General features: G+C 37.4%; 23 protein-coding genes. 8 read left to right on the top strand and 15 right to left on the bottom strand.

Annotated features, from left to right (window positions below):
- Positions 1-6 precede the first annotated feature (6 nt).
- From CWR48_RS01225 to CWR48_RS01255, 7 genes are all read right to left on the bottom strand, one after another.
- Positions 7-384: a RidA family protein gene (locus CWR48_RS01225; protein ID WP_115771213.1), complete on the bottom strand. Its 378-nt coding sequence runs from the start codon at positions 382-384 to the stop codon at positions 7-9.
- A gap of 85 nt (positions 385-469) precedes the next feature.
- Positions 470-1,108 carry a lysozyme family protein gene (locus tag CWR48_RS01230; RefSeq protein ID WP_115771214.1) on the bottom strand — a complete coding sequence of 213 codons (639 nt, stop codon included), beginning with the start codon at positions 1,106-1,108 and terminating at the stop codon, positions 470-472.
- Between the two features lie 480 nt (positions 1,109-1,588).
- Positions 1,589-2,524, bottom strand: coding sequence for an ABC transporter ATP-binding protein (locus tag CWR48_RS01235; protein WP_115771215.1), 936 nt, complete (start codon positions 2,522-2,524; stop codon positions 1,589-1,591).
- Positions 2,524-3,567, bottom strand: a complete 1,044-nt coding sequence (locus CWR48_RS01240; protein ID WP_115771216.1) for an ABC transporter ATP-binding protein — start codon at positions 3,565-3,567, stop codon at positions 2,524-2,526. The genes CWR48_RS01235 and CWR48_RS01240 overlap by 1 nt, the downstream gene beginning before the upstream one ends.
- Before the next feature lie 18 nt (positions 3,568-3,585).
- Positions 3,586-4,740 carry an oligopeptide ABC transporter permease gene (gene opp3C / locus CWR48_RS01245; protein WP_115771217.1) on the bottom strand — a complete coding sequence of 385 codons (1,155 nt, stop codon included), beginning with the start codon at positions 4,738-4,740 and terminating at the stop codon, positions 3,586-3,588.
- Between the two features lies 1 nt (position 4,741).
- On the bottom strand, positions 4,742-5,671 hold the full coding sequence (gene opp3b, locus CWR48_RS01250; RefSeq protein WP_115771218.1) for an oligopeptide ABC transporter permease: 930 nt from the start codon (positions 5,669-5,671) through the stop codon (positions 4,742-4,744).
- A gap of 159 nt (positions 5,672-5,830) precedes the next feature.
- The gene (locus CWR48_RS01255) at positions 5,831-7,522 is read right to left on the bottom strand and encodes a peptide ABC transporter substrate-binding protein (RefSeq protein ID WP_115771219.1); all 1,692 of its coding nucleotides are present in this window, start codon (positions 7,520-7,522) and stop codon (positions 5,831-5,833) included.
- 320 nt (positions 7,523-7,842) lie between these two features.
- On the opposite strand from CWR48_RS01255, the gene CWR48_RS01260 reads away from it, so the two are divergent.
- Both CWR48_RS01260 and CWR48_RS01265 read left to right on the top strand, forming a co-directional pair.
- Positions 7,843-8,205 (top strand): DUF3899 domain-containing protein, encoded by a 363-nt coding sequence (locus CWR48_RS01260; protein WP_115771220.1) that lies wholly within the window; start codon positions 7,843-7,845, stop codon positions 8,203-8,205.
- A 705-nt stretch (positions 8,206-8,910) separates the two neighbouring features.
- A complete protein-coding gene (locus CWR48_RS01265; protein ID WP_115771221.1) occupies positions 8,911-10,203 on the top strand; it encodes a hypothetical protein in 1,293 nt (430 codons plus the stop codon).
- Between the two features lie 363 nt (positions 10,204-10,566).
- Here the strand turns inward: CWR48_RS01265 and CWR48_RS01270 are convergent, their stop codons facing one another.
- From CWR48_RS01270 to CWR48_RS01285, 5 genes are all read right to left on the bottom strand, one after another.
- Positions 10,567-13,743 carry a DEAD/DEAH box helicase gene (locus CWR48_RS01270; RefSeq protein WP_115771222.1) on the bottom strand — a complete coding sequence of 1,059 codons (3,177 nt, stop codon included), beginning with the start codon at positions 13,741-13,743 and terminating at the stop codon, positions 10,567-10,569.
- A 427-nt stretch (positions 13,744-14,170) separates the two neighbouring features.
- Entirely contained in the window at positions 14,171-15,355 is a 1,185-nt protein-coding gene (locus CWR48_RS01275; protein WP_115771223.1) for an MFS transporter, read from the bottom strand.
- A 342-nt stretch (positions 15,356-15,697) separates the two neighbouring features.
- The gene (locus tag CWR48_RS20660) at positions 15,698-15,796 is read right to left on the bottom strand and encodes a putative holin-like toxin (RefSeq protein WP_242985900.1); all 99 of its coding nucleotides are present in this window, start codon (positions 15,794-15,796) and stop codon (positions 15,698-15,700) included.
- A 116-nt stretch (positions 15,797-15,912) separates the two neighbouring features.
- Positions 15,913-16,527 carry a superoxide dismutase family protein gene (locus CWR48_RS01280; RefSeq protein WP_115771224.1) on the bottom strand — a complete coding sequence of 205 codons (615 nt, stop codon included), beginning with the start codon at positions 16,525-16,527 and terminating at the stop codon, positions 15,913-15,915.
- Positions 16,528-16,651: 124 nt separating this feature from the next.
- Positions 16,652-17,167 carry a DoxX family protein gene (locus CWR48_RS01285; RefSeq protein WP_115771225.1) on the bottom strand — a complete coding sequence of 172 codons (516 nt, stop codon included), beginning with the start codon at positions 17,165-17,167 and terminating at the stop codon, positions 16,652-16,654.
- 421 nt (positions 17,168-17,588) lie between these two features.
- Here CWR48_RS01285 and CWR48_RS01290 point away from each other — a divergent pair, with 421 nt between their 5' ends.
- The 6 genes from CWR48_RS01290 to CWR48_RS01315 all read left to right on the top strand — a co-directional run bounded on the left by CWR48_RS01290 (position 17,589) and on the right by CWR48_RS01315 (position 23,157).
- Positions 17,589-18,311, top strand: a complete 723-nt coding sequence (locus CWR48_RS01290; protein WP_115771226.1) for a hypothetical protein — start codon at positions 17,589-17,591, stop codon at positions 18,309-18,311.
- A 27-nt stretch (positions 18,312-18,338) separates the two neighbouring features.
- Positions 18,339-18,734, top strand: coding sequence for a GntR family transcriptional regulator (locus CWR48_RS01295; protein ID WP_342772423.1), 396 nt, complete (start codon positions 18,339-18,341; stop codon positions 18,732-18,734).
- A gap of 3 nt (positions 18,735-18,737) precedes the next feature.
- The gene (locus CWR48_RS01300) at positions 18,738-19,610 is read left to right on the top strand and encodes an ATP-binding cassette domain-containing protein (protein ID WP_115771228.1); all 873 of its coding nucleotides are present in this window, start codon (positions 18,738-18,740) and stop codon (positions 19,608-19,610) included.
- A gap of 20 nt (positions 19,611-19,630) precedes the next feature.
- Complete coding sequence (locus tag CWR48_RS01305) at positions 19,631-20,554, top strand: ABC transporter ATP-binding protein (protein WP_425453856.1); 924 nt, start codon at positions 19,631-19,633, stop codon at positions 20,552-20,554.
- Complete coding sequence (locus tag CWR48_RS01310; RefSeq protein ID WP_115771230.1) at positions 20,547-21,791, top strand: ABC transporter permease; 1,245 nt, start codon at positions 20,547-20,549, stop codon at positions 21,789-21,791. The genes CWR48_RS01305 and CWR48_RS01310 overlap by 8 nt, the downstream gene beginning before the upstream one ends.
- A 481-nt stretch (positions 21,792-22,272) precedes the next feature.
- Positions 22,273-23,157, top strand: coding sequence for a DMT family transporter (locus CWR48_RS01315; RefSeq protein WP_115771231.1), 885 nt, complete (start codon positions 22,273-22,275; stop codon positions 23,155-23,157).
- A 473-nt stretch (positions 23,158-23,630) separates the two neighbouring features.
- Here the strand turns inward: CWR48_RS01315 and CWR48_RS01320 are convergent, their stop codons facing one another.
- The 3 genes from CWR48_RS01320 to CWR48_RS01330 form a co-directional block, all read right to left on the bottom strand.
- Positions 23,631-24,011, bottom strand: a complete 381-nt coding sequence (locus CWR48_RS01320; protein WP_211316665.1) for a DUF2178 domain-containing protein — start codon at positions 24,009-24,011, stop codon at positions 23,631-23,633.
- Positions 23,998-24,213, bottom strand: coding sequence for a helix-turn-helix transcriptional regulator (locus CWR48_RS01325; protein ID WP_115771232.1), 216 nt, complete (start codon positions 24,211-24,213; stop codon positions 23,998-24,000). Before CWR48_RS01325 ends, CWR48_RS01320 begins: the two co-directional genes overlap by 14 nt.
- Positions 24,214-24,624: 411 nt before the next feature.
- Positions 24,625-25,461: a multinuclear nonheme iron-dependent oxidase gene (locus CWR48_RS01330; protein ID WP_115771233.1), complete on the bottom strand. Its 837-nt coding sequence runs from the start codon at positions 25,459-25,461 to the stop codon at positions 24,625-24,627.
- Positions 25,462-25,567 lie beyond the last annotated feature (106 nt).

Raw genomic sequence — 25,567 nt, forward strand, 5'->3', positions numbered from 1 at the left:
ATCCTCCTATTTGGTATATGCAATAACATCCATCTCAACGAGAACATCCTTTGGTAAACGGCTAACCTCAACCGTTGCACGCGCTGGATATGGTTCTGTTAAGAAGTTACCGTAAATTTCATTCACTGTCGAAAAATGATCCATTGATGCTAAATAAATTGTAAATTTAACGACACTTGAAAAGTCAGTGCCTGCTTCAGCTAAAATAGCTTGCAAATTTTTCAGTACTTGTTCGGTTTGTTTTTCAATACCTTCCACAACTTCGGAAGTTTCCGGATTAATCGGAATTTGCCCTGAAACATACACGAAATCCCCTGCTTCGATTGCTTGCGAATATGGTCCGATTGCTGCTGGTGCTTTGTCTGTTTGGATTGCATTTACCATTAGAATTCCTCCTTAAATTTTCTCCCTTATTTAACGGGGAGTAAGAACCCCACTGATTGAAGTTTCACTTTATTTAATCATACCATTAAGTTTCGGATTCTACAGCTAATACATCTCGATATGCCAAGACGGATTGGACATAATAGATATCCCCATAACAGGCATTATACTGTTTTGCCTCTTCACGTAAACAACTATAAATGCTCTTATCTGGTGCATTCTGATACATTTCCTGTGAAAAGTTAATTGCAATCTCCTGTGTATAACTCCCAGATTGCTCTAGCACATAATTTATAAAGCCACGGCCAAAGTTATACGACTGAATGGCTAATTCCAAGTCACCATTCGCTTCTTCTATTACTTTGGAGAAATAATAGACTCCCTGTTTAATAGACAGCTCAGGATCATTGATACAACCCACTTTTCCACAGTAGCTTTCAGAGGATTGCATTGGATCATTTCCTCTACCACCGGATTCCTGCATCATAATTGCTAACAGGACATCCACATAATTTGAAATTCCATTTTCCGCAGCATACTTATCCACAAGAGGACGATAATGATGTACTTTATCCGATATCCGTGGACCAGAATTCTTAGCCTCATGATTTGTATCATAATTTAGAATTGCTATCATCGAAACAACAAGAAACACGCCGAAAAGCAGTGCCATAATTATCATGGATTGCAATAATGCCTTCTTAATCGTCTTATTTTGCTTCATCCGCTCTCGTTTCCTTTACTACATCCGTTTTATTATAAATTAGTCCATAAAATATCAAGTTATGAACTAATTATACTATCAATACATGTTCTACTTATTATACACACATAAATTATCTTTTGCCATTAGGCTGTTGATGTATCCTTTACTACAACGTAAGTACTATGTTGATATCCACTGTGTAGGTCACGAGCAATTATCCACAACGGCATAACAATGCATTCTTTTATTAACAATGATAAGAATATTCCCCCTTTACCCACAATACTATCCACTTATCCCCAAAATGGTAACGAATACTCACAAATTATCAACAGGTTTATACACAATTAACAGGTGACTAAGAATATTCCTAGTCACCTCGATACAATATTTTTCCTCTTCTCCAGCCCTCAGTAACTTATTTTCTATTACCTCGCTTGAAATAGTAGAAAAATAAGGACAAGGAAGCAATGATGCATCCTTGTCCTTAACTATGATCTATTTCTTTGCAGCGTCTTTTTTGTACTGCTCAAATTCCTTTGTTGTACAACGTACCCAATGTCTTGGGCTCACTTCTCTAAATTCAGGTTCTTCACTTGAATCGTGTACGCTCGGATCATATGTGATACGTGTGCGATTACGTTCATATTCTGGATCTGGTAGAGGTATCGCAGAAAGCAGTGATTTCGTATATGGATGAATTGGATTATTATACAATTCTTCACTATCTGCAAGCTCTACTAGGTTTCCTAAATACATTACGCCGATACGATCACTGATATATTTTACCATCGAAAGGTCATGCGCAATAAATAAGTAGGTCAACCCACGTTCTTTTTGTAATCTCTTCAGTAGGTTTACTACCTGAGCCTGAATCGATACATCAAGTGCAGAAATAGGTTCATCGGCAATGATGAACTCTGGTTCTACTGCAAGTGCACGCGCAATTCCAATCCGTTGTCTTTGTCCGCCACTGAATTCATGCGGGAATCTTGTCGCATGCTCGCGGTTTAACCCAACAATTTCCAATAATTCCTCAACACGTTCTTTTCGTTCTTTATCGTTTTTAACTAATTTATGAACATCCAATCCTTCAGCAATAATGTCCAGTACCGTCATCCGCGGGTTTAATGAAGATGATGGATCTTGGAAAATCATCTGCATTTTACGATTGAATTTCAATAGCTCTTGTTTTGATTTTTTCCCGTGAACATCTTCACCATTAAACTTAACTTCTCCACCTGTTGCATCGTAAAGGCGAATAATGGTTCTTCCTGTTGTCGATTTCCCTGATCCAGATTCGCCAACAAGTCCAAATGTTTCCCCACGAAGAATATCAAAGGATACACCATCAACAGCCTTCACTATTTTATTTCGTCCAACATTAAAATGCTTCTGTAAATTAATTACTTCTAATAATTTATCTTCCGCCATTATTGTTCACCTTCCATTTTCGAAAATCCTTGCATTCTACGCTTTACGGATTCTGGAGGCTCAATCTTTGGTGCATCTTCATGAAGTAACCATGTTGCTGCGTAATGTGTGTCCGATACTTTAAACATCGGCGGCTCCATCACAGTATCTATCTCAAGAGCAAATTTATTCCGTGGTGCAAATGCATCCCCTTTTGGAGGATTCAGCATATCAGGCGGACTTCCAGGAATAGCATATAGCTCTTCTTCTGCACTATCTAATGTTGGCATGGAACCAAGTAGTCCCCATGTATATGGATGTTTCGGATTATAGAAGATATCATCCACTGTTCCAACCTCTACTACTTTCCCAGCATACATTACTGCAACTCTATCTGCGACGTTGGCAACTACACCTAAGTCATGGGTAATGAAGATTAATGCACTGTTCGTTTCCTTTTGGATCTTCTTCATCAATTCCAAAATTTGTGCCTGAATGGTTACATCAAGTGCTGTTGTCGGCTCATCCGCAATCAATAATTTTGGATTACATGCAAGTGCAATCGCAATAACAACACGCTGACGCATCCCACCAGAAAACTGATGTGGGTATTGATTCATCCGAACATCCGGTTGGGGAATTCCAACTAATTCCAATAACTCGGTCGCTTTTTTCTTCGCATCAGCACGATTCATGTTCTGATGTTTGATCAGACCTTCCATGATCTGATTGCCTACCTTCATTGTTGGGTTAAGAGAAGACATCGGATCTTGGAACACCATCGCAATATCATTACCACGGATTTTCTGCATTTCCTTCACTGATTTCTTTACGAGGTCTTCCCCCTCAAACAGGATTTGACCAGATTTTATGATACCTTGTGGCTTTGGAAGCAGTCCCATTAGTGTTGTTGATGTTACAGATTTCCCGGAACCTGATTCACCAACAATCGCTAATGTTTCTCCTTTATTTAAATCAAAGTTTACACCTCGAACAGCTTGTACCTCGCCATTGTAGGTGTTAAATGATACTTTTAAATCTTTGACTTCTAATAATTTACTCATTTAATAACACCTACCTTTTTATTTATGCATTTTCGGATCAAACGCATCGCGTAATCCGTCCCCAATTAGATTGAATGCAATCATAATTAACGAAATCAAGACCGCTGGGTACACTAGTAAATATGGATACAATCTTAAATTATCGAACCCTGCATTAATCAATGAACCAAGTGATGCATCTGGTGGAACAATACCAAGCCCAATAAAGCTCAAGAATGCTTCAAAGAAGATCGCATCTGGAATCGTAAACATCGTGTTGATGATAATAATCCCACTGATATTCGGTAATAAATGTTTCATTATTACTTTTCCATTTGATTGACCCAACGTTCGTGCTGCAAGAACAAATTCTTGGTTCTTAAGTTTTAATACTTCACCACGGACAATTCGCGCCATTCCTGTCCATCCAGTAATGGAAAGGGCAACAACAATCGACGTTATCCCTGGCTGGAGGACAAGCATCATTAATAGAACAACGACGAGATTCGGTATACCGACAAGAATCTCGATGATTCGCATCATGACGTTATCGACTTTTCCACCATAGAATCCGGCGATTCCACCATAAGCAACCCCGACTACCAGTCCGATGACTGCTGCAACAAATGCAATGATCAATGAAACTCTCGTACCTTCCCATAGACGTGTCCATTGGTCACGTCCAAGTGTATCCGTTCCTAACCAGAAATATTGATCGGACATATCCTTCGCATCATAGATATGATACGTTGCATCGACAACTGCAGAGTTTCTGCTACCATCACCTTCATCAACAACTTTAATATCAATAAATTCCTCTTTATTATCATAACGTGCGATAGCATTCGCAGTTGCCGCTTCGACATCATTGCCACGATACTTTCCACTTAATGTTCCATCTAAACCAAGCCAAGAAATTTTTTCTAAGACCGGTACATGTGGAGGCATCTTCGCTCTTGTTAAATCCTGATCGTCAGTCCCATATTCATTCATTTGCGGTCCGAAAATACTCATTAGGATTATGATGACGACTAAGAACACACTAATGACTGCTAACTTATTTTTGAAAAAGGCTCTTCTAGCATCCTGCATAAAGGTTCTACTAGGACCAGAGATTTTTTCACTTGTATCTTCTTTTCGTACTAGTGGAACAAGCAGTTCCTTTGGTATCTTATTCTGATCATTTGTAGCCATATTAACTATTACCTCCCGAAACTCTTATTCTAGGATCAATTAATCCGTAAAGGAGGTCAATTATTAAGATGATCACAACAAAAAGAAAAGCAAATAATAAGGTTGTTCCCATAATTGTTGGATAATCATTTAAAGTAACGGATGTTACAAACTGTTCTCCAATTCCAGGAATAGCAAAAATTTGCTCAATAACCATGGAACCAGTCATCATACTTACTGCCATTGGACCAATAACTGTAATTAACGGAATTAACCCGTTACGTAGCCCGTGTTTAAATACAACGCCAACCTCGCTGATTCCTTTTGCGCGAGCAGTAAGAATAAAGTTAGAGTTTAACACGTCTACCATTTCCGTCCGAATAAACCGGGCAGCTGTAGCCATTGGGAAGATCATTAATGCAATGGTTGGCAGGATTGAATATTCGAATCCTCCCCATAATGCAACGGGGAACCATTCTAACCGAACAGCAAATACATATTGCAGGATTCCTGCAAATACAAAGTTGGGGATGGATGAACCTAACACAGCGATTATTGTTGAGGTATAATCGATAGCACCGTTACGGAATACTGCTGCAATTAATCCCAAAATGATTCCTATAAATGATCCAATCAATAATGACTGAAAACCTAATTGTAGGGAAGGTCCCATACGGTCCATTAATATCTTTGTTACTGGTGTGTTATCAAAAGCAAAGGAAACTCCTAAATCACCTTTAACTAATCCACCCATATACCTTAGATATTGCACTGGTACAGGATCATTTAAGCCGTATTTCTCTAGTACAATAGCTTTTTGTTCTTCACTCAGTTTATCTTCAGCGCTTAACGGGCTACCGGGTAGCATTTTCATCATGAAGAATGTAACAGTAGCGATAATGAATAGTGTGATTAACATATAGAATAACCGTTGTAGTATATAGCGGAACATGCCAGCACCTCCTAAATTCAGATTTAAATAATATAAATAACGAAATGTTCGATATTATAAGATTTTTTAATCACAATGGAACAAGAGAGCATGGCCCTTTTGAGGCAAACTCTCTTGTCAATTATTAATAATCATATTCGATTAGCAACAATAAATCAATTATTCTGCTGAACCAACACTAGCCCATTTATATTCATACGTTGCACCAAATGGGTTTACAATAACACCTTGTACTTTTGGTGACACTAATTGTGCTACCGCCTTTTGATAGATAGGTGCAATTGCAGCATCTTCAAATAAAACTTTTTCAGCTTCTAAGAAGTTTTCATATCGTGCTGCATTATCTGTTGCTAGCTCTGTTGTTGTTGCATTGATTAATTCATCGTATTTAGGATTTGAGTAACCCATCTTGTTATTATCGCCATCTGTCAAGAATAAGTTCAAGAAAGTGTATGGATCAAGATAGTCTGGTCCCCAACCTGAAATTAGTAGGTCGTAATCCATGTTCGAATCCAAATCAAGACGTTGTTTAAATGGTACGTTTTTCAATGTTACAGTAAGACCAGGTAAGGTTGTTGATAATTGGTTAGATAAATATTCACCCATTACTTTAGCACTCTCACCATCATCACCAAGTAATTCAAGTTCTACTGCATCTGTTCCAAGTTCTTCTAGACCTTTATTCCAGTATTCTAGTGCTGCATCAACATCATATGTTACAAGATCGCCATTAACTTCACGGAAGTCCGTTCCAGCTTCTGGTGAATCCTCTGGCATTCTTGAGAAGTCAGATGGAAGGATTCCATTTGCAACAAGGGATCCGTTATTTAAGATTTCGTTGACGATTGCTTCTTTATCAAATGCTCTACTAATTGCAGCACGAATATTTGTGTTTGCAAGTGCTTCGTTTCTAGTTTCATTCATTTTCAAAAAGTACATAGCTGTTTGTGGTTCAACAGTATAATCTTCATGTGTAGCATATTGGTCAACAAGATCTGATGATAATGGCGCACGATCTACTGTACCTGCTTCATATAAATCGACACCAGTTTGTGGTTTCTTAACTACTTCATATGTCATCTTATCTAATTGAACTGTGTCTGCATCCCAGTAATCATCGTTTTTCACAAGATTCCATGAGTTACTTGTGCTTTCCCAATCTTTTAAGATAAATGGTCCATTAGCAAGTAATGTATCAGAGCTTGTTGCGAATTTATCGCCTTGTTCTTCAACAAATTTTTGATTTAGCGGTAGGAATGTACCAAATGTTGTTAACGATTCAAAGTATGCTGTTGGATTTTCTAATTCAACAACTAGAGTGTAGTCGCCATCTGCTTTAACACCTAAGTCTTCAACAGGAGCTTCACCTGTGCTTATCGCTGTAGCATTCTTGATAACACCGTTCATCATGTATGGACCATATTCTGATCCAGTATCTGGATTTACTGCACGTTGCCATGCATAAACAAAGTCATTTGCAGTTACAGGGTCACCATTTGACCATTTTGCATCTTCACGTAAGTTAAATGTCCAAGTAAGGCCATCATCACTTACTGTATGGTCAATTGCAATACCTTCTTGTATTTGTGCATTTTCACCTAGACGATATAAACCTTCCATTGTTGTTCCTAAGAACTGGAAACCATATTCATCTGTTGCAAGGGATGGGTCCATTGAAGGAATTGTATCCCCATTAACAAAGTTAAGTACGTTTTCTCCTTCTGTAGCTGTACCTTCTGTTCCTTTTCCTGCATTGTCAGATGGTTTTTCTGAACTACCACCGCCACAAGCAGCTAATACACTTAATATTAAACCAAAGGCAAGTAATAATGCCCAATTTTTAAGCTTCATTTCGTCGGCCTCCCATAGTTGTTTTTTTCTGAATATTCAAGATAAAGAAGTTATTCGATAACTTATAATGAAGATTATATCGCTATTTTAACTAGAATGCAAAGTTTTTTTTACAAAAAAGAATAATCCCTGTAAACTTTTGTCGAATAATGTCACAAGGCATATGGCTTTCGTCTCCTTTTTTAAAATTTGTAACATCATTTCAATTCTACTTTTTCAAATAGATATGGTATACTATCGTTCGTTATAGGAAGCTTCTAATATGTTTATATTTTCCATAACATAGGGATAAAATTACAAGAATCATAGGTGGAATTAGCATGAAAGCGAAACATTATATATACTTAGTCTATAATTTAATTGTTACCACACTTCTTTTCCTCATTTTTTCAAAGCAATACAATCTCACCAATTTCATCAATGCATTATTTTATATTTCACTTATCTATATCGTCATCGGATTGTTTATGTATATTAAACGAGAAGGTTTCTTTGATGGTATCACGTTTGGATTTCGAAGGTTTTGGAGTGTAATGTCACGGAACCCGGATTACTTAGAGGAATGGAAAGAGAAACCTTTGCCATCAGAGAGAAAGCATGAGAAATTCTACCGGTTTATTAAATTTCAAGGAATTGCCTTATTGATTATTTTAGTAATCCTGATGGTTATCTACTATCTATAAGAAAACTAAGCAGTGAGAGGAAATATATACTTGTAGAGGGTGACAAGATCCTCTCAGCCACTATGTTGGTTTCTTATCTGCAAAGTGATAAACAATAACTAGCAATTGATGAAAAGTGAGAACTAGGCGCAAAGTTGATTTCCGCTACGGACAGTCGCTTTCCGCGGGCAACGGCGATAGGTAGTGCGTTGGTACTCCTATATCGCTGGGTTTCGCACAAACCCAGCGTAGGAAATATACGGAGACTTCTGCGGGAGGAACGGCCTCGGTGAGACTCTGAAGTGCGGTAGCACAAAGAGGCTCACCAGCCGCCCGCGAAAAGCGGAGTGTATTTCCGGAGCGACGGCCAAGGAAGCAAATATCATCCTAAGTTAGTTTGCACTTTATGAAATTAAACAAACTATACGAAATTATCCTATCCATTAAAGAAACCTCACTATTTTATTATTGTGAGGTTTCTTTAATGGATTATTTACGGGTTAATTGTACTGGAAATAACAATGCTTCTATCCCACTCTTGCTTTCAATAATTTAATCAGATTATAACGATCCACAACAATTAAAAATGAACATATTTTCTCTTAAACTTTCCATCACTTCTTGACAATATTAGGAAAATTCAATATGATAGTAGGAATTATTTAATAATTTCGAAAGTAAATATCTAGTATTGATGCAATTGAACGGTAAAGGAGCTGAGCAGAGATGAGAATAAAAATCGCGATGTTTGGTAGATCAGAGACAATCATGAGAGCTAAAGCAATCATAGGAGATAACCCTAATATCAGCCTTCTTCCCTTTATCTACGAAGAAGAAATGGAAGTGCTAGAATTAATCGAGAGAGCTTTTCTGTGCGATATATACATATTTACTGAACCAATTTCCTATTTATATGTAAAAGAAAAAATAGAAAAAAAACGTTTACCAGTAGTACAGGTCGCATTGGATGAACATACGCTGCTAGCCTCCGTCTATCAGTTAATCCAGCAATGCCAGCAAGTGGTTAATCGGTTTTCTGTCGATGTAATTGAAGGGGCAAATATCATTCCCGTGCTAAGAGAATTAAATATTCATAGAGAGCATGTTTTTCATTATAGCTATTTGCGGGATGTCGTCGTTGATTTGGATGAAATTATCGAGCACCATACACATCTTTGGAATGAAGGAAAAATTGACCATGTCATAACTTCAAGCAAAGAGGTAGAATACCGACTCTATCTATTGAATATCCCGGCCAGCTTAATGCGAATCCCATCGAAAAATATCGAACAAGCAATTATGAAAGCAGCCTCGATGATTAATTTTAAGCAGACAACAAGTGCACAGGTCGTGGTTGGCTATGCATCACTTAAATCTCCGCCTGTTGGATTAGCAATACAGGATGAACATGTCTTACAAATTACACAAGACAAAATCCAAGCTGCATTAACCCTCTTTGCAAAAAATACCAATGCAGCTGTTTTTGCGATTAGCGGGAATCAATTTGCAATCGTCGGTACGAAGAACTTACTGGATTATTTAACCAGTCATTATCGTGATTTTCCGCTATTTCATGAGTTGACAAACCAATTACAGCTTCCCGTTGACATAGGCTTTGGACTCGGATTGTCACCAGAGGAGGCCGAAGAAAATGCACAATTAGCACTGAATGCCTGCAGTTTGGAGGAAAAGAGCATTAGTTATATTATTAATGAACGGAAGGAATTAATTGGGCCTATTGGGGTCAAGAAGCATGTCGATACGTCCAAGTTATATCAGGCACTTATTCATAAGGCAAGATTAAATAATGAATTATCCTATAACTTTATTGAATTCATTACGAACCGCAATAATGAGCCATTCTCCTCGAATGATATTGCTGTTTTCTATAATGTGACAAAGCGTAGCGCAGAACGAACCGTGAATAAGCTTCTATCAGGTGAGGTGATTAGAGTATCAGGAGAGGAAAGACCATATTTAAAGGGAAGACCGCGAAAGCTTTTTACGTTGAATCAATAAAGTGTAACTTCATTCTGTGGTAGTCTTACTCCCCGTTGCATGCGGGATAGAAGTTTAAGAACAAAAGCTTAAAGCTAGTTTGAGCTGTGTACGGACTGCGCCCCACAGGACGTGGGGTGGTTCGACGTTGCCAAAGGAAGTGGCGACCTTAGTCGAACTTCCCCTTGCCTTTTGATATAAAGGAAACTCTTTGGAAGCGTTAGCGGTTGACTTAGATTACGAAGGTGAGGGAAGTCTCGCTACAGCTTTAGCGCTGGAGCTGGACGTGGCTATTCTCGGTAATTAAGTTATCCATAGCATCCAATTTTATCGTTTCCTAAGCTATACAAAAACCAGACATGGCATAAGCCGCGTCTGGTTTTTTTAGATACTTAATAATTTTCGTACATCGTCTTCGCTTAAGGAAGAAAGCATTGTTTCACCTGGTTGAATGACTTGATCAATTAGTTCTCGTTTCTTTTGTTGTAATTCATAAATCTTTTCTTCAATCGTTCCCTCTGTTATAAGGCGAATGACTTGCACGACGTTTTTCTGTCCGAATCGATGTGCACGGCCTGTAGCCTGATCCTCGACCGCTGGATTCCACCATAGATCATATAGAATAACCGTGTCCGCTCCAGTAAGATTCAATCCAGTCCCACCAGCCTTTAATGAAATAAGGAAAATATTCTTCTCCCCATTATTAAAACGTTCACTCATGTCGACTCGATCCTTAGCTGGGGTTGACCCATTTAGATAGAAATAGTCAATCCCCTCTTTTGCCAGTTGTTCAATAATAAGCTCATGCATACTTGTAAACTGTGAAAAAATCAGCATTCGCTTGCCATTTTCGAGTGCAGATTTGACCGTATCCATCAATTGTTCAAGCTTGCTTGACCCACCCTGATAATTCTCAATAAATAAGGAAGGATGGCAGCAAATTTGTCGTAAGCGCGTTAATCCGGCTAATATTTTCATCCGATTGCGATTAAACCCGCTTTCCTTCATTGACTGTGCCGCTTCTTGTTGAACCTGGCGTAAATATCCAACATATAAATCCTTTTGATCTTTCGTCAGCTCTGACACACTGACTGACTCTATCTTCTCTGGTAACTCTTTTAATACATCTTTTTTCAGACGTCGCAAAATAAACGGCCGTGTGAGCATGGCAATTTTTTCATTGGATAATTGTTTGAAGTTCCGCTGATTCGGCATAAGTCCAGGTAATATCACTTGAAAAATAGCCCATAGCTCATCGATTGTATTCTCAATTGGTGTTCCACTTAGTGCAAAACGACGTGTTGCTTTAATCTCCCGCATCGCTTTTGATGTCTTCGTCGCATAATTTTTAATAAATTGCGCTTCATCCAAAATAAACGATTGGAAAGTTAATTCACGGTAAATATCAATGTCCTGCCTTAGTGTTGCATAGGAGGTAATCCACACATCCATCTCCATGCTTTCTGCAATTTTTTGATGACGTTCCGTAGGCTGCCCTGTTAAAATTGCCACGTTTAAATCAGGAACAAACTTTTCAAATTCATTTTTCCAGTTGTAGACAACCGATGACGGTGCAACAATCAGATGTGGCCAGCCATTTTCACTTGGCTCCGACGCAATATAGGCAATACTTTGCAATGTTTTACCTAGTCCCATATCATCCGCGAGAATTCCACCCAAATGATAATAGCTTAACGATTTAAACCATTGGAACCCTGTCATTTGGTAGCTCCGTAATGATGCATTCAAGTTCTCTGGCAGCTCATATACCTGTTCTTCTGGTGATCGTAGCTGATGTAGCAGCTCACGGAAAGATGGATCATAATTCTTTTTCATGTCGATTAATTCATCTAATTGTGTGCCACGATAAACCGGGACTTGAACATTTCCGTCTTGTATATCCTGTTTTCTAATCTCCATATCTTGGAAAAACTGCTGCATCGAAGCAAATTCTTCCCCTTCTAAGGACATCAGTGCTCCGCTTTGCAAGCGATAATAGCGCTTTTTCTCAATTACAGCATCGAGAATTTTATTAATCTCTGAATCATCGACACCATCAATATTAAATCCAATTTCCAATAAATTAGTAGAAGACTCCAAGCGGACGCTCGTGCTGGGTGCTGGATCATTTTCCACGATTAAATGATGAATTTCTGCCGTCATGAACAGCTCCACATAATCATCTAGAAGTGGCACTACATGAAAGAGAAAATCATACATTTCCTCTTCATCCGCCTCGATATATAGATCCTTGCCATTATAGTGAAAATTCGCATGCTCGATTAGTTGCATGATCTGTTGTTCCTTTTCCACATCACGGATAATAATGACATCCCCTTGCTTGCGACCATTAAAAGGATCGATTACATGACCCCCATAATGATATTCCAGCTTGCCAATAATCCAGTCGGCCTTCACTTCTAAATATAGTTTCGCCTTAAGTGGAACTTGAACAATCTCTTCTGTCACCTTTTCCGATGCTTCAACCTTTCCAATTCTTCTTAGGGTAGGGATAACCTCTGACATAAAAATATCTGCCTGCTTTTTTGTAATCGGTAATTGAAGGTCGCCCATGCCGAATCGAGATACTTCTTCGACAATCGGGATTTGTTCCTTCTTCGGAAAGTAAAATATTCCTTGGTGAAATAACATCTCATATCCCCTGAAATAGGTTGCATCCTTTATCTCATCCATCTTCAGCATCAGCTCATCGTTTTCACTTTTCGTTAATAAGAACTGAAATGGCAGGGTTTCTTTCTCAATGGCAATGTGTTGGTAATTATGTCCTTTCATCTCCACTGTAAAATTCCGTTCAATTAGCTTCTCGAGTAAGGCCGCTGCTATAAGCGGCGGGATAATAATCGTCCGTTTATCACTAACATTCCTTTGGAAGTGATAATTATCATAACCATTATATATCACTTCATTCTTCCTAATCGAATACAGCATTTCAAAAATTTCCAAATCCTGTTGGAGGAAATAATGAATCTCTGGGTTAAATGTGAACTTCTTCGTGAAGAAATACTCATTGCTTTGTAATACATGTTCTAAGAAATCATAGGCATCCTTCACTACATAACAATGCTTTTCCCCAGACTTTAATTCGATTAGTAAATTTCTGTCATAAGACCACCTAAGATAATATTCGACTTGCATTGGTGCTTTCTCAGGCAGTATATCGCTTGTCATATTTTGAGTACGTAGGGAACTGAATGCCTGAATAAAACGATCTGTTTGTTGATAATCAAACCTTGCAAAACCAGGTGCTTTATTTGACTCCTTGTTCGCTATGGCGATCAGCGTAGCGGCAATATGCTTACATGATTCAAATGTATCAAATGCTGGGCAGTTACAGAATGTATCAATCGAACCATTCGCATAATCCTTCATGTCAATTTCTACAAAGTAATTTTCTGTTCCTTGAACAGTCGCTGTCCAGACCGAATTATTAATATCATATAAAAGATTGTTTACCTTTTTTCGATTAAAATACTCCAAACCACGCTTATATATAATAGATGGAAATAACTTTTGGATATTCATTTCACTAAGTCTTTTCAAAATACTAGTAACCTACCTTCTATTACTTCTTATCTCTATTGTAGACGACATGCTTTTGTTTTTGAAACGTTTTACCTTATCCATACTTATAAGGATAGGTTTTCTAATATTATATTATACATCATTTCGAAGAATGATTCTTGAGGGAATTGTGCTGTGTTTAATCCGAAAGGCTATATTGTAAAAATCTGTTGTTTTTTTAAATGACTGATAATAATTCACAGTCGATATAAAGTGTGAACTTGCTTAGGGTGGGGGATGTTCACGGGCTACTCGCTACAGAAATACACTACGCTGGGATCGAGCAAAAGCTATTGATATGGAAGTGACAAACACACTATTTATCGCCGTGGATTCGGAGTACAGGAGACTCCTCGAAAATAACAAAAAATCCAAGCAATCAATAACTGCTTGGATTCTCCTCTTATTATTCTGTTCTTTTAGCTCTCCAAACTAGCGCAAAATAGAATACAATCGCTAGGAGGATTGAACCTGCAGAGGTAATATAAATCGAATGATAGCCGAATACTGCGAGCTGACCAAAGAGCATTGCCCCGATTCCAATTCCCAAATCGAAAAAGGAGAAAAAGGTTGCATTCGCCATCCCTTTGCGATTCTTCGGCGCTTTTTCTACGGACCAGGCCTGTAATGCTGGCTGAACAATTCCAAAGCCAAGCCCATATAATGCTGCGGCTACAAGCAGAATTGGTGTATTCGGTAGCCAAGCCAATAACAGCATGGCGATAAAGATCAAAGCGGCACCAGGTGGAAAAACATAAAGATGTCCCTTTTTATCATAAATCTTTCCAGCAAAGGTTCTTGATAACATTAAAAATAATGCATAAATTAGAAAATAATAATGAATGCCTGTAATGCCTTTTTCAATTGCATATAATGGAAGGAAGGTTGCAATTCCTCCAAATGTAACCGTAATGAAAAATACAAGCATGGAAGGTTGTAATGCCGTTTTCTCAAAAATATCAAACTTCACATGTGTCACTTTTACTTCTGGTTCATGTCCTTTTTTATATTTAATTCTTGACGCTAAAATAAACGATACAAGTCCTAGCGCAGCACAGATTAAAAATAGCTGCTTAAATGATATAATTCCCGCTAGCGTTAACCCGAGTGAGGGTCCTAGCGCAAGAGCAATATTTCCAGATAATCCAAAGTACCCTAGTCCTTCTCCGCGACGGCTAGCTGGAATAATATCTGTTGCAATCGTCCCTCCCGCAGTTGTAGAAAATCCCCAACCAATTCCTTGAATGATTCTTAAAATAAATAAAAAGGCAATACTAGCGACAAAAGCGAACCCACCGATAGAAAGGACGAATATGGATAGTCCTAGTAAATATACAAATCCTCTACCCTTCGATTCAAGCGCATGCCCAGCATATGGTCTAAATAATAATGCCGAAAAAGTAAAGATTCCAACTACAAAGCCAATTAATTGATTGCTTCCACCTAATTCCTGTACAAAAAGCGGAATAGTTGGCAAGGTCATTTGAAAGCCTAAAAACACAAAGAAATTTGCCAAACAAATAATCACAAAATCTCGTGACCAAATTCTTTCCTGTTGTACTTCCGTTTGTGCATTTGATAGAGTACCCATAATTTCCTCCCTTTCCCTTACTACTAAACTCGTATTATACAGGATTGGAAATTAATTAGAAATAATATCGCATCACTCATTAGAAACCATGATGAAATGATGATTAGAGGCAGCGCGCGAAAAGAAGCATCATAGTGGTTTTGGCCGACTTTTTATAAAGCATTTTACCTATAAATGTTACAACATCCAAAGAACATGGTATACTGGAACTAGATGAATCATATTATAAAAAGGACTAGCTGCAACTAGTCCCTTAGAATAAGCGGTTCCCCTAGAGAGGGATCGGCTACTCTAGTGTGAATAGACGCTCCCTAAAGACTTTGGAAGGCTAATAGGGAGGGTCTATTTTTTGATCATCGAAATAATCAAGGCGAGTAACGCAATCAATAATGTACCGAAACTTCCAAGTACCATCATTACTTCATACATTCCCACAGGCATCACCCCCAAACTTTAGCAAGGGTTAGCCGACCCGTCCCTAAAAGAACATTATCTAGTTTGATTATAGCATATCCAAACCAAAAATAGAACATACATTCTATTTTACATTACCATTTCTACAGTTGTTCTCCAATAACACCACATGCAATTCTATCTCCTGCATCTCCCCCTGGCTGGGAAATATAATCATCTTCCTTCTCATGTATCATCAATGCCGTACCTTGGTCAGTAAATAATGTATTTTCACCCTCTGGATTTAGTGTAAGCCTATCCGCTAGCACTTCCACCTTTACTGTTCCATCTTCATTGACCTCGATATTTTTTAAATCCCCCACATGTGGTCCAAGCGGATCTTTGAATCCGTGATGTGCCCCTGTTGGATTATAATGAGCCCCTGCTGATTTAAAATCTGGCGCCTCACATAATCCGACCTCGTGTATGTGGAATCCATGTACCCCTGGTGGAAGATTCTTTCCTTCCAGTGCAATTTTGATGCCATCTTTACTTTCCTTTAATGTTGCCGTTGCTACAATTTGCCCGTCCGCATTTTTCAAAGATACAGGAACTTTTTCTGTCATTGCGTTCGTGTTTATTGCCTCATCTTTATTTTCGAAAGCATTTCTATTTGAAACCCCATGCCCATTATCCTGTTCTCTATCTTGATTACTATTAAATACATTTAGCACAATTACAGTAATAAGCATGACAAAAACAATTAACCAACGATTCATTTTTATTCATCACCCTTCATATGGAATAGTAATTATCCTTTACGCTTAGGGTGATATTTAAACATAGGCACTAAAAAGCTGACACTTAGATTGCTCTAGGTGTCAGCTTTACTTAACAAGGTTATTATGCCACTACAACTTCTTCTTTTACCTTTTCTTTTGCGATTGGTGTGTGGCTCTTTAAGAAAGGAAGAACCCATCTGTCAAGACCATAACGTCCTGCATTATAACCTGCAATGATTAGGAATAATGTGATTAATACCATTTGTGCGTTCGTGCTTACTGTTCCACTGAATAAGAATGCGAAGTTCATTATGATCCCCATTAATGCTGCAAAGTTTGTGAGTAAACCTAGGATAAGTGCTGTACCAACTAATACTTCACCCCACATAACCATAAAGCTAAATAGTCCAGCATTCGGTAATGCAACTGCTTCTAAAAATGTTCCCCACCAAGCCTGAACGGTTGCACTTTCACCAGTACTGTTAGCAATTGCTCCTTGGATGAATCCACTTGCATCAAATCCACCACCAGTTAATTTACCAATACCACCCATTAACCATGTATACCCGATGTATAATCTTAAAATAGCTAAGATCCCAGCGACATATTTATTATTGCGGATAAAATTCATAATCATCCTTGCCATCTCCTTTAAATTTTTTGATTGCTCATTGTTTCACAATATATTGTAAAGGTGTTTCTTATTACATTTATAGAATACCACGATTTGATAATTTGAAAATACGATTGCTCACTAGTTCACAATTTAGCAACAAAGTTTTGTCTGAAATGTGAACAGAACGTTGATTATATGAATTTTTACCCACCTTTCTGATTCATCACATGCTCATTAACATACATAAATTGAGAGATTTCCATATATAAAGAGATGTGTATATACTCTCTCTGAGAGTTCGAGTAAAGCCACAACAATGCTTCTAATACCAGCTAGTTAAATAAACCTCATTTTTCTAAAAATTATTATTTACTTTTACTTTAACTGGTTATATACTGTGTATATAGATATAAACAGTATAACACCCGAGGAGGCTATCAATATGCAAGACTGGAAGCAGGCTTATCAGTTGGCAATCACTGAACTACGGACATCTAAGATAAGATATTTGGGCTCGGTAATTCTTTATTTACTTATTTCCTTCTTTGTTTTAATTATTGACGGCAAAGCAAGTACAGTAGGTTGGACCATCAATGATATATTTCTAATCATTATCTTTTGCTTTGCACCTTATTATATGAAGCCTAAAGAATTCCAATTGCAAAAGATTAATGGCGATCTGTGGGCTGCCTCATCTGTCATTTTGCTAAAACAACTGCCAATTAAAGAAAATGTATTGATTCGGAGCAGACTAATCGCTTATTCATTCTACTCTCTTCCACCACAGATCATTTTACTCGTTGCTTTATATGTTATCTCACCGAATTACAGAGAAATGATGACACCAACAACCTATGTAACTTTCTCCGTCATTTGGGTGGCAATTGGTATCTCCATTGGCTTTTCAATGGCAGCAAGTGATATAGGAGAATTAATGAATTCAAAGACAATGAGCATTGCTTTTGTTTACATCTTTGGAAGTATTGCTGTACTCTATGTTATTTTCTATCGATTATTAGATGATGGTATTGCCAAATGGACCATTTCCATCGCACAGGAATGGCCGTTCCTATCAATCATCATTTCGATTATCTCAACAATACTCAGCATCAAATATTACCTCCATTATATGAAGAAAAAGATGAAAAAATTAGATTATCTATAATGGATACGCTAGCAGAGAGGAGGATTTATGATGGAACTGCCGATACATCTGTCAAAAGATTCTCGAGAGCCGATTTATCATCAAGTAGAAAACCAGTTAAAAGCTCTAATTGCAGCTAATCACCTGCACGCAGGGACACTGCTACCTTCTATACGAGTATTAGCAAAGGATTTGGAGGTGAGTGTCATTACGATTCGCCGTGCATATCAAAATCTGGAATATCAAGGATTTATTCAAACATTGCAAGGTAAAGGAACCTTTGTCGCAGAAATTGAGAAAAAGTTAAAAAATAAAGTGAAAACGACATCTGTCTATGAAACCTTTGAAAAAGCAGTCGAAACTGCAATGAATTACGACTATACCATTGAAGAAATTGAGGAGATCTTTCAAGAAGTGTTAGCGGCACACAAGAAAGGAGATTAAATAATGAAAGCCTATGTGGAAATATCCAAACTGCAGAAAAGTATAGATGATTTTCAGTTAGGTCCAATTGATTTAATAATTGAGCCAGAAACAATTACAGCACTAGTCGGCAATAATGGTTCGGGAAAGAGTACGCTTCTAAAGCTAATGGTGAATCTTGCTTCCAGTGATTCTGGCAATATTAAGCTTTTTAATACCACTGTTGGCAGGGAAGATGAAAGCTGGAAAAAGAATGTCGCCTACTTGCCGCAAAATATCATTGGCATGGATGCTTATACAGGAAATACTTTAAAAGCCCTAATAGAAATCCTTTACCCAAACTGGGATAATGCTCTATTTATGGAGTTGATTAAACTATTTGACGTTCCATTAGATAAGCGATTTGGCAAGCTGTCACAAGGTGTTCAGCAAAAATTAAATCTAGCCTTAACGGTTGCGCGTAATACACCATTATTATTACTTGATGAACCTACAGCATTTATGGATATCCCTTCTAAAAGGTTTTTCATGGATATATTGGTTGATTGGATGGATAAAGGAGACCGCTCCATTATCCTTACAAGTCATCAAGTAGAGGATATTAAGAAACTTTCCGATTACTTATTCGTACTACGTAATGGAGATATGATCGGGAACTTTGAAAAAGAAAATTTAACAGAGAACTACAAGCGCTACTGGCTGAATGATCAATTGCCTAATACGACCATTCCTGGCGAAGTTTCTCGTGCCCACCTGCAGATTGTCTCCAATAACCCAGAGGTAACAGAAATATTTTTACAAAAAAATAAGATTCGCTGGATCGACAGAAAATCACTTGAGCTGGAAGAAATTATTACACTGCTTTTAACAGCAAATACCAGCTCGCATTATAGATAGGAGGAAATACATTGGAAATAATGTTATCAATTGACGGTTTAGAGAAATCATTCAAAGACAAGAAAGTACTACATAACATCTCCTTTGAGGTTCGAAAAGGAGAAATCATGGCAATCCTTGGACCAAATGGTGCCGGAAAATCAACTACCATCCGGAACATTATGGGAATCATGTATCCGGACGCAGGCTCCATTACCTTTCATAATTACAAGGGCAATGAAATACCTCGGCATAAAATTGGCTATCTTCCAGAGGAACGTGGACTTTATAAAAATGTAAAAGTAATGGATATCTTACTGTATCTCGCTGATTTGAAAGACTATCCATTAGATAAAGCAAAAGAGCGAATCCTCATGTATTTGAAGAAATTTGATTTAGAAGGAAAAGAAAAGGTATCGATCGAGGAACTGTCAAAAGGAATGGGACAAAAAGTACAATTTATTGGCTCCATCCTGCATGAACCAGAACTGCTTATTTTAGATGAACCATTCTCTGGGCTTGATCCAGTTAGCCAGGAACTATTTAAGGAAGAGATTCGGAGTTTAGCAGATCAAGGTACTGCGATTCTACTCTCCTCGCATCAAATGAATCTAGTGGAGGAAATGTGTGACCGACTCTTTATGATTCAAAAAGGACATAAAGTTATCTATGGCACATTAGATGAAGTTAAAACGGAATATGCTAATTTCAAATGTACAATTAATGGGAGAAATCAGCTGCAGGATCTTGAAGCAATTGCTGATGTAGAACGTGTCGAACAACATGATAATAGTGCCACTCTCTATTTATCAAAGAATGTTAATCCATCCAAATGGCTTAGATCTTTACCTGAACATCTCGTAATAAATGAACTGAAAATGAATCGCGTTTCCCTTCACGAAATCTTTATCGATATCGCAACAGGGAAAAACTTACTACAGGAAGCAGGTGCAAGTGATGCGTAATTCGAGGAAAGTTGCTAAATGGGAAATAAAACGGAACATGAAAAATAAATCATATTTGATTGGATTGTTTTTAACACCGCTTTTAATGATTCTCGGGTTTACCTTACCTGGTCTTTTCAGCAGTGACGATGACAATTCAGAGTTAACACAGGTCTATATTCATGATGAATTAAATTTATATACAGATATCGAAAGTATTGTCGAAGAGGTTGGCTTTAATTGGCAGCTGAGTAAAACTGATTTAAGTGAAGAAGAAGCAGCAGCTGCAGCACTGGAAGACAGCGAAAATACAGCCTATTTATTTTTAAATGAGCAAGTGCTTACCGACGGCGTTGTCCCTGTTTATACAAGCGAAGAGATAGATGTAGCTTTTATGAATGAGGTTCAATTTTTGACAACCCCGCTTCAGACCTTACAGTTAGAACAGCTTGGTCTATCTGTTGAGCAATTAGCGATGGTTTCAAATGGAGTTGTTTTTGAAGAAATATCCACAGAGGAGTCAGAGGCTGAAACTGGTGAAGCAGGACTAGAAACAGCATCACCTGAAGAATTTTTAGAACGGATCGTACCTGGTGCTTTTGCAGGAATCATTTTCATCTCAATCGTATTTACAGGGATGGCGATTTTCCAAAGTGCATCACAGGAAAAGAAAGATAAAATTGCCGAAATCATTTTATCATCAATTACACCAACAGAATTAATGCAAGGGAAAATTATCGGTTATTTCATATTGGGACTTATTCAAGTTGCTGTCTTACTAGTCTTCCTTGTTCCACTAGTAATCTGGAAATTTGACATGCCAATTATGGAATATCTACTTGTTCCAGAGACACTGCTTTTATCCGTTGTTGCCTTACTTGGCTACTTATTATTTGCAGCGATTTTCGTTGGAATCGGTGCAACAATGTCCGACATGACAACAGCTGGAAACTTCCAAGGATTTGTGATGATGCTGCCATTCCTGCCATTCGCCTTTATTGGCCCTGTGATTGGCAATCCCAGCGGCTTAATCGCACAAATCGGCACTTATATTCCCTTCAGCTCACCTGGTGTCATGATATTAAGACTTTCCATGCTGGAAGAATGGCCATGGATTGAAATCATTATCGGTCTAGCAATCCTGCTGATTAGCATCTGGCTATGTATGAAGCTAGCAGGAAAAATATTCAAGGTTGGTATTTTAATGTACGGCAAAAATGCTTCCCCAGCTGAAATTTGGAAATGGATCCGCGCATAATATTTACAGGAAGATCGGGCAAAAAGCGGCCCGGTCCTTTTTGTTTGTCACGGCTAGAGAATATTACAAAATTATTATGTATAGTTTAAGTAGAGTGTAGATTAGTGACGATTTTGATTTTAGATATGAAGTGATGTGGCTACTCACACAATAGATTTTATTGCTGCACTTCAATTAACATCGGTTTTCATTCTGTAAGCGACTCCTTTATCATAACTTTCTGCTCTATCTCCAGCGGAAGAAAAACACGGAGACTTCGAAGTGTGCAAGGACAAGAAGGCTCGCCAGCTCCCTAAGATGCGCGTAGTGTATTTCTGGAGCGCTTGGCCTGAGAGCCCTTAGCACATTAAAGTAATCCACAGTTTATCTAAAAGTTAACAAGCCTCCTACACTAAAGAAAAAAACCGATTGTTTAGTAACATCACATAAGCTATAATTGGATAGTTATAAATGAATTCAGCAACAAGGAGAGCGAAATATAGTGAACCATAGTAACAATTCAAGAAATTTTTCACTGCCATTAATTATCTCGATTATCGCCATTTCTTTTTCAGCCATCTTCGTAAAATGGTCAGATGCGCCACCAACAATTTCAAGCATGTATCGCATGTGGTTTGCTTCATTATTTTTATTTCCAATGGTCTGGCGTAATCGGAGCGAATTTCGAAAAATAACCAAAAGAGGATGGTATTTATTATTCTTCTCTGGCTTCTTTTTAGCCCTTCACTTCGCCCTTTGGTTTGGCTCATTGCAATTAACAACCGTCGCAAGTTCAACAATTATCCTTGCATTACAACCAATTATTTCCCTGATCGGCGGTTTTTTCTTATATAAAGAACGGGCAACAGGTGCAGCAATGTTAACGATGGGAATTGCTGTAATTGGGGCAGTAATGGTTGGCTGGGGAGATTTTGGCTTAAGTCACCAGGCAATTATCGGTGATATCCTTTCATTCCTCTGTGTCATTGCAGTTGTTTGCTATTTATTAATTGGACAAAATGCAGTGAAGAAAGTTTCTCACTGGATTTATAGTTTCTGTGTCTTTCTGTTTGCCGCAATTGTCTTAACGTTGTTTAATATCATCGCAAGTGTCCCTTTATTTCATTATGAGACAAGGGAATGGGGGATTTTTCTCTTACTTGCAATCGTTCCGACAGTTTCCCACGTCATTAATAATTGGCTATTAAACTATGTAAATGCCACATTCATTTCAATGAGCATCTTGGGTGAGCCTGTTGGTGCGACGGCCTTAGCAGTTGTACTATTAGGAGAACGTCTAAGCGTGCTACAAATTTTCGGTGGGCTTATTGTTTTAGTCGGTGTGTTTTTATTCCTAATGCAGCAGAAGAAACGCATTCCGGCTTAATTGGCAAAACTTAATATTTCAATGAGGCTTTGAGTCACAAAATATAAAAAAGTAACTGAAATGGAGGTACAATTCACTGATGAATTAGATCCTCTATTTTTCTTGATTTACAAGGGTTTAAAAGCAATTAGTAATGGAAATAGTGTAGAATTGTTAACCAAATCAGCAAGAAAATGTAGCTTAATATGCGCTATATAATTTGTATGCGATTATTTATGTTTATTAGTATGATAAATCATCAGCCATTACGGGTAAACAATTTGATTTAAAGGACAGCATCTATATGCAATGACCATACAAAAACTACTCGATTCTACAAGCTGTTTTCTCATCAATTATTGTTTTCTTTCTCCAATTAACTCACCAGTTAATGCAATAAGAAATTAGATTCTATTAGCTGATTTTTCCTAATAAAGAAGTATTGCTCCCCATTGGTTGTAGAACTATTACGGAATTTCCCAAATTTAAAACCATTACATTTCTTTATGGTATTTAGTAAAGTAAATTAAATAGATTAAAAAAATAAATAAATAAGCTGCAATAGCAAGTAAAATAATAAATAAATTATTTTCTAACATTACATATGTAATGATTAGAATACCAAATATTATTCCCATAACATCAAAAGCCTTTGCTTTTGCTTTGTTTACAATGCTAATATTTCGTTCATCTTTTTCTTTTTCTCTAACAAAGAAGCTATTCCGTATACCATTTGTAATTAAACATACAGCCATTACTCCAACAATTATAGATATAGTTTTTGGCGTAAATCCACCTAAAAAAAACATACCAACTGATGAACCAATTAACATTAGAATTAATACTCCAATAAATACATAATTAAAGTTTTTCATTTTCAGAGTCCTCCTCATATATAAATATTTCTTCAATATTTATTTTAAACAATTTAGCGATTTTAAAAGCAAGTAGTATAGATGGATTATATCTTCCATTTTCTAGTGAACCGATTGTTTGTCTCGTTACATCAAGTTTTTTTGCAAGTTCTTCTTGTGTAATACTATGCCGTTTTCTAATTTCTTCAAGTTTATTTTTCATTTTCACTCCTCCATTTTTTATGTAAAGCTCACTTTCCATTTTAGTATAATACTATCTGTTGTTTATGTAAAGCTAGCTTTCCATTTTAGTTTAAAAATAAGAAGCAGATGTTAACTGCTTCTTTAAGAAAATCATTTCTTCTATAAATAACTCATATTACTTACTATCAAAAATCTTATTCAACCTGTGCCGTAAGTTTAAGCACAATCCATCACATTTTCCATATTTATATTAACATTAATAACCAAATATTTATTCTTTTCCCACGGCCTTATTACCAATCCAGTTGTTTTTACATCTCTTTATAATATTTATTTACCTTTTGTGCTCCAAGACCGAACCCGTTGTCTTTCTCAAAGCCCCTTTTTTATTTGCTATTGCTTCACTACCCACTATATGTGGAATAACCCGCTATTTCACAGTAAATTTCCTAACTGGCTGACTGCCCTTCACCAGCTCAAATAATCTCGGCACTTGTTCTGCCATTACCTTTGACTCTGAGCGCCATTCCAATTTGGGTCCAACACCACCATATTCATAGGATACGGCCCACGGTTCCGGCCAAATTCCCTGTTTTATATTTTCCATCGCCCATTCAACTAGCTGCCAATTATCATCTGAAAGTGGCATATGTTCATAAAGCCGGTCATCAACCTGCTGAATTCCTGTCACATGCAGTTCACGTAATGCTTCTAAGGGGAGTTGGTTTATATAATCATGAACATCTATCCCTAAGAACTTACTCGTCATTTGTGCATGTGCTAGATCAAGTAGCAATCCACATTTGGTCTCGTGGATAATCCTCGTAATTAGCTCAGGCTTTATAATGGCCTGTTGCGTATCTCCGTCCGGGCGAAAAATCACATTTTCTAAAATAACAGTTTCCGCTCCAAACCGTTCTGTTACCTGATGAATATCGTGCAAGACCGTTTCTAACACTTGCTGTTGATGGTGTGGATCTTCACTAGCAATATCGATTTCAGGATAGTCGTCACTGTTTGCAACCATATGTAAATTTACAAAAGGAGTATCCGTTTTTTTACGTAAACCATCGATAAACGCCCAATCAACCTGTTCCATATTACTTTGTCCTGCATACAATGCAAAATGAACGTATGCTGGTCTCAATCCCTGTGCAATTTGAATTAATTGTTGATCAAAATCCGGACATTTAAAGAGATCGATATCGATTTTCCCATCAGTCAGTAATTGCTTTGATTCAACCGAATAATTCATCGCAAATTTCATGATTACACCCCTATATTAATTATTTACATGTTATTTGGTTTCATTTCATATATATTCATAATAAAGAGATTGATCCCTACATATCCATTCTACTTTTCTAATAAAA

It is taken from the genome of Oceanobacillus arenosus (assembly GCF_003369575.1).
Classification (GTDB): domain Bacteria; phylum Bacillota; class Bacilli; order Bacillales; family Amphibacillaceae; genus Oceanobacillus; species Oceanobacillus arenosus.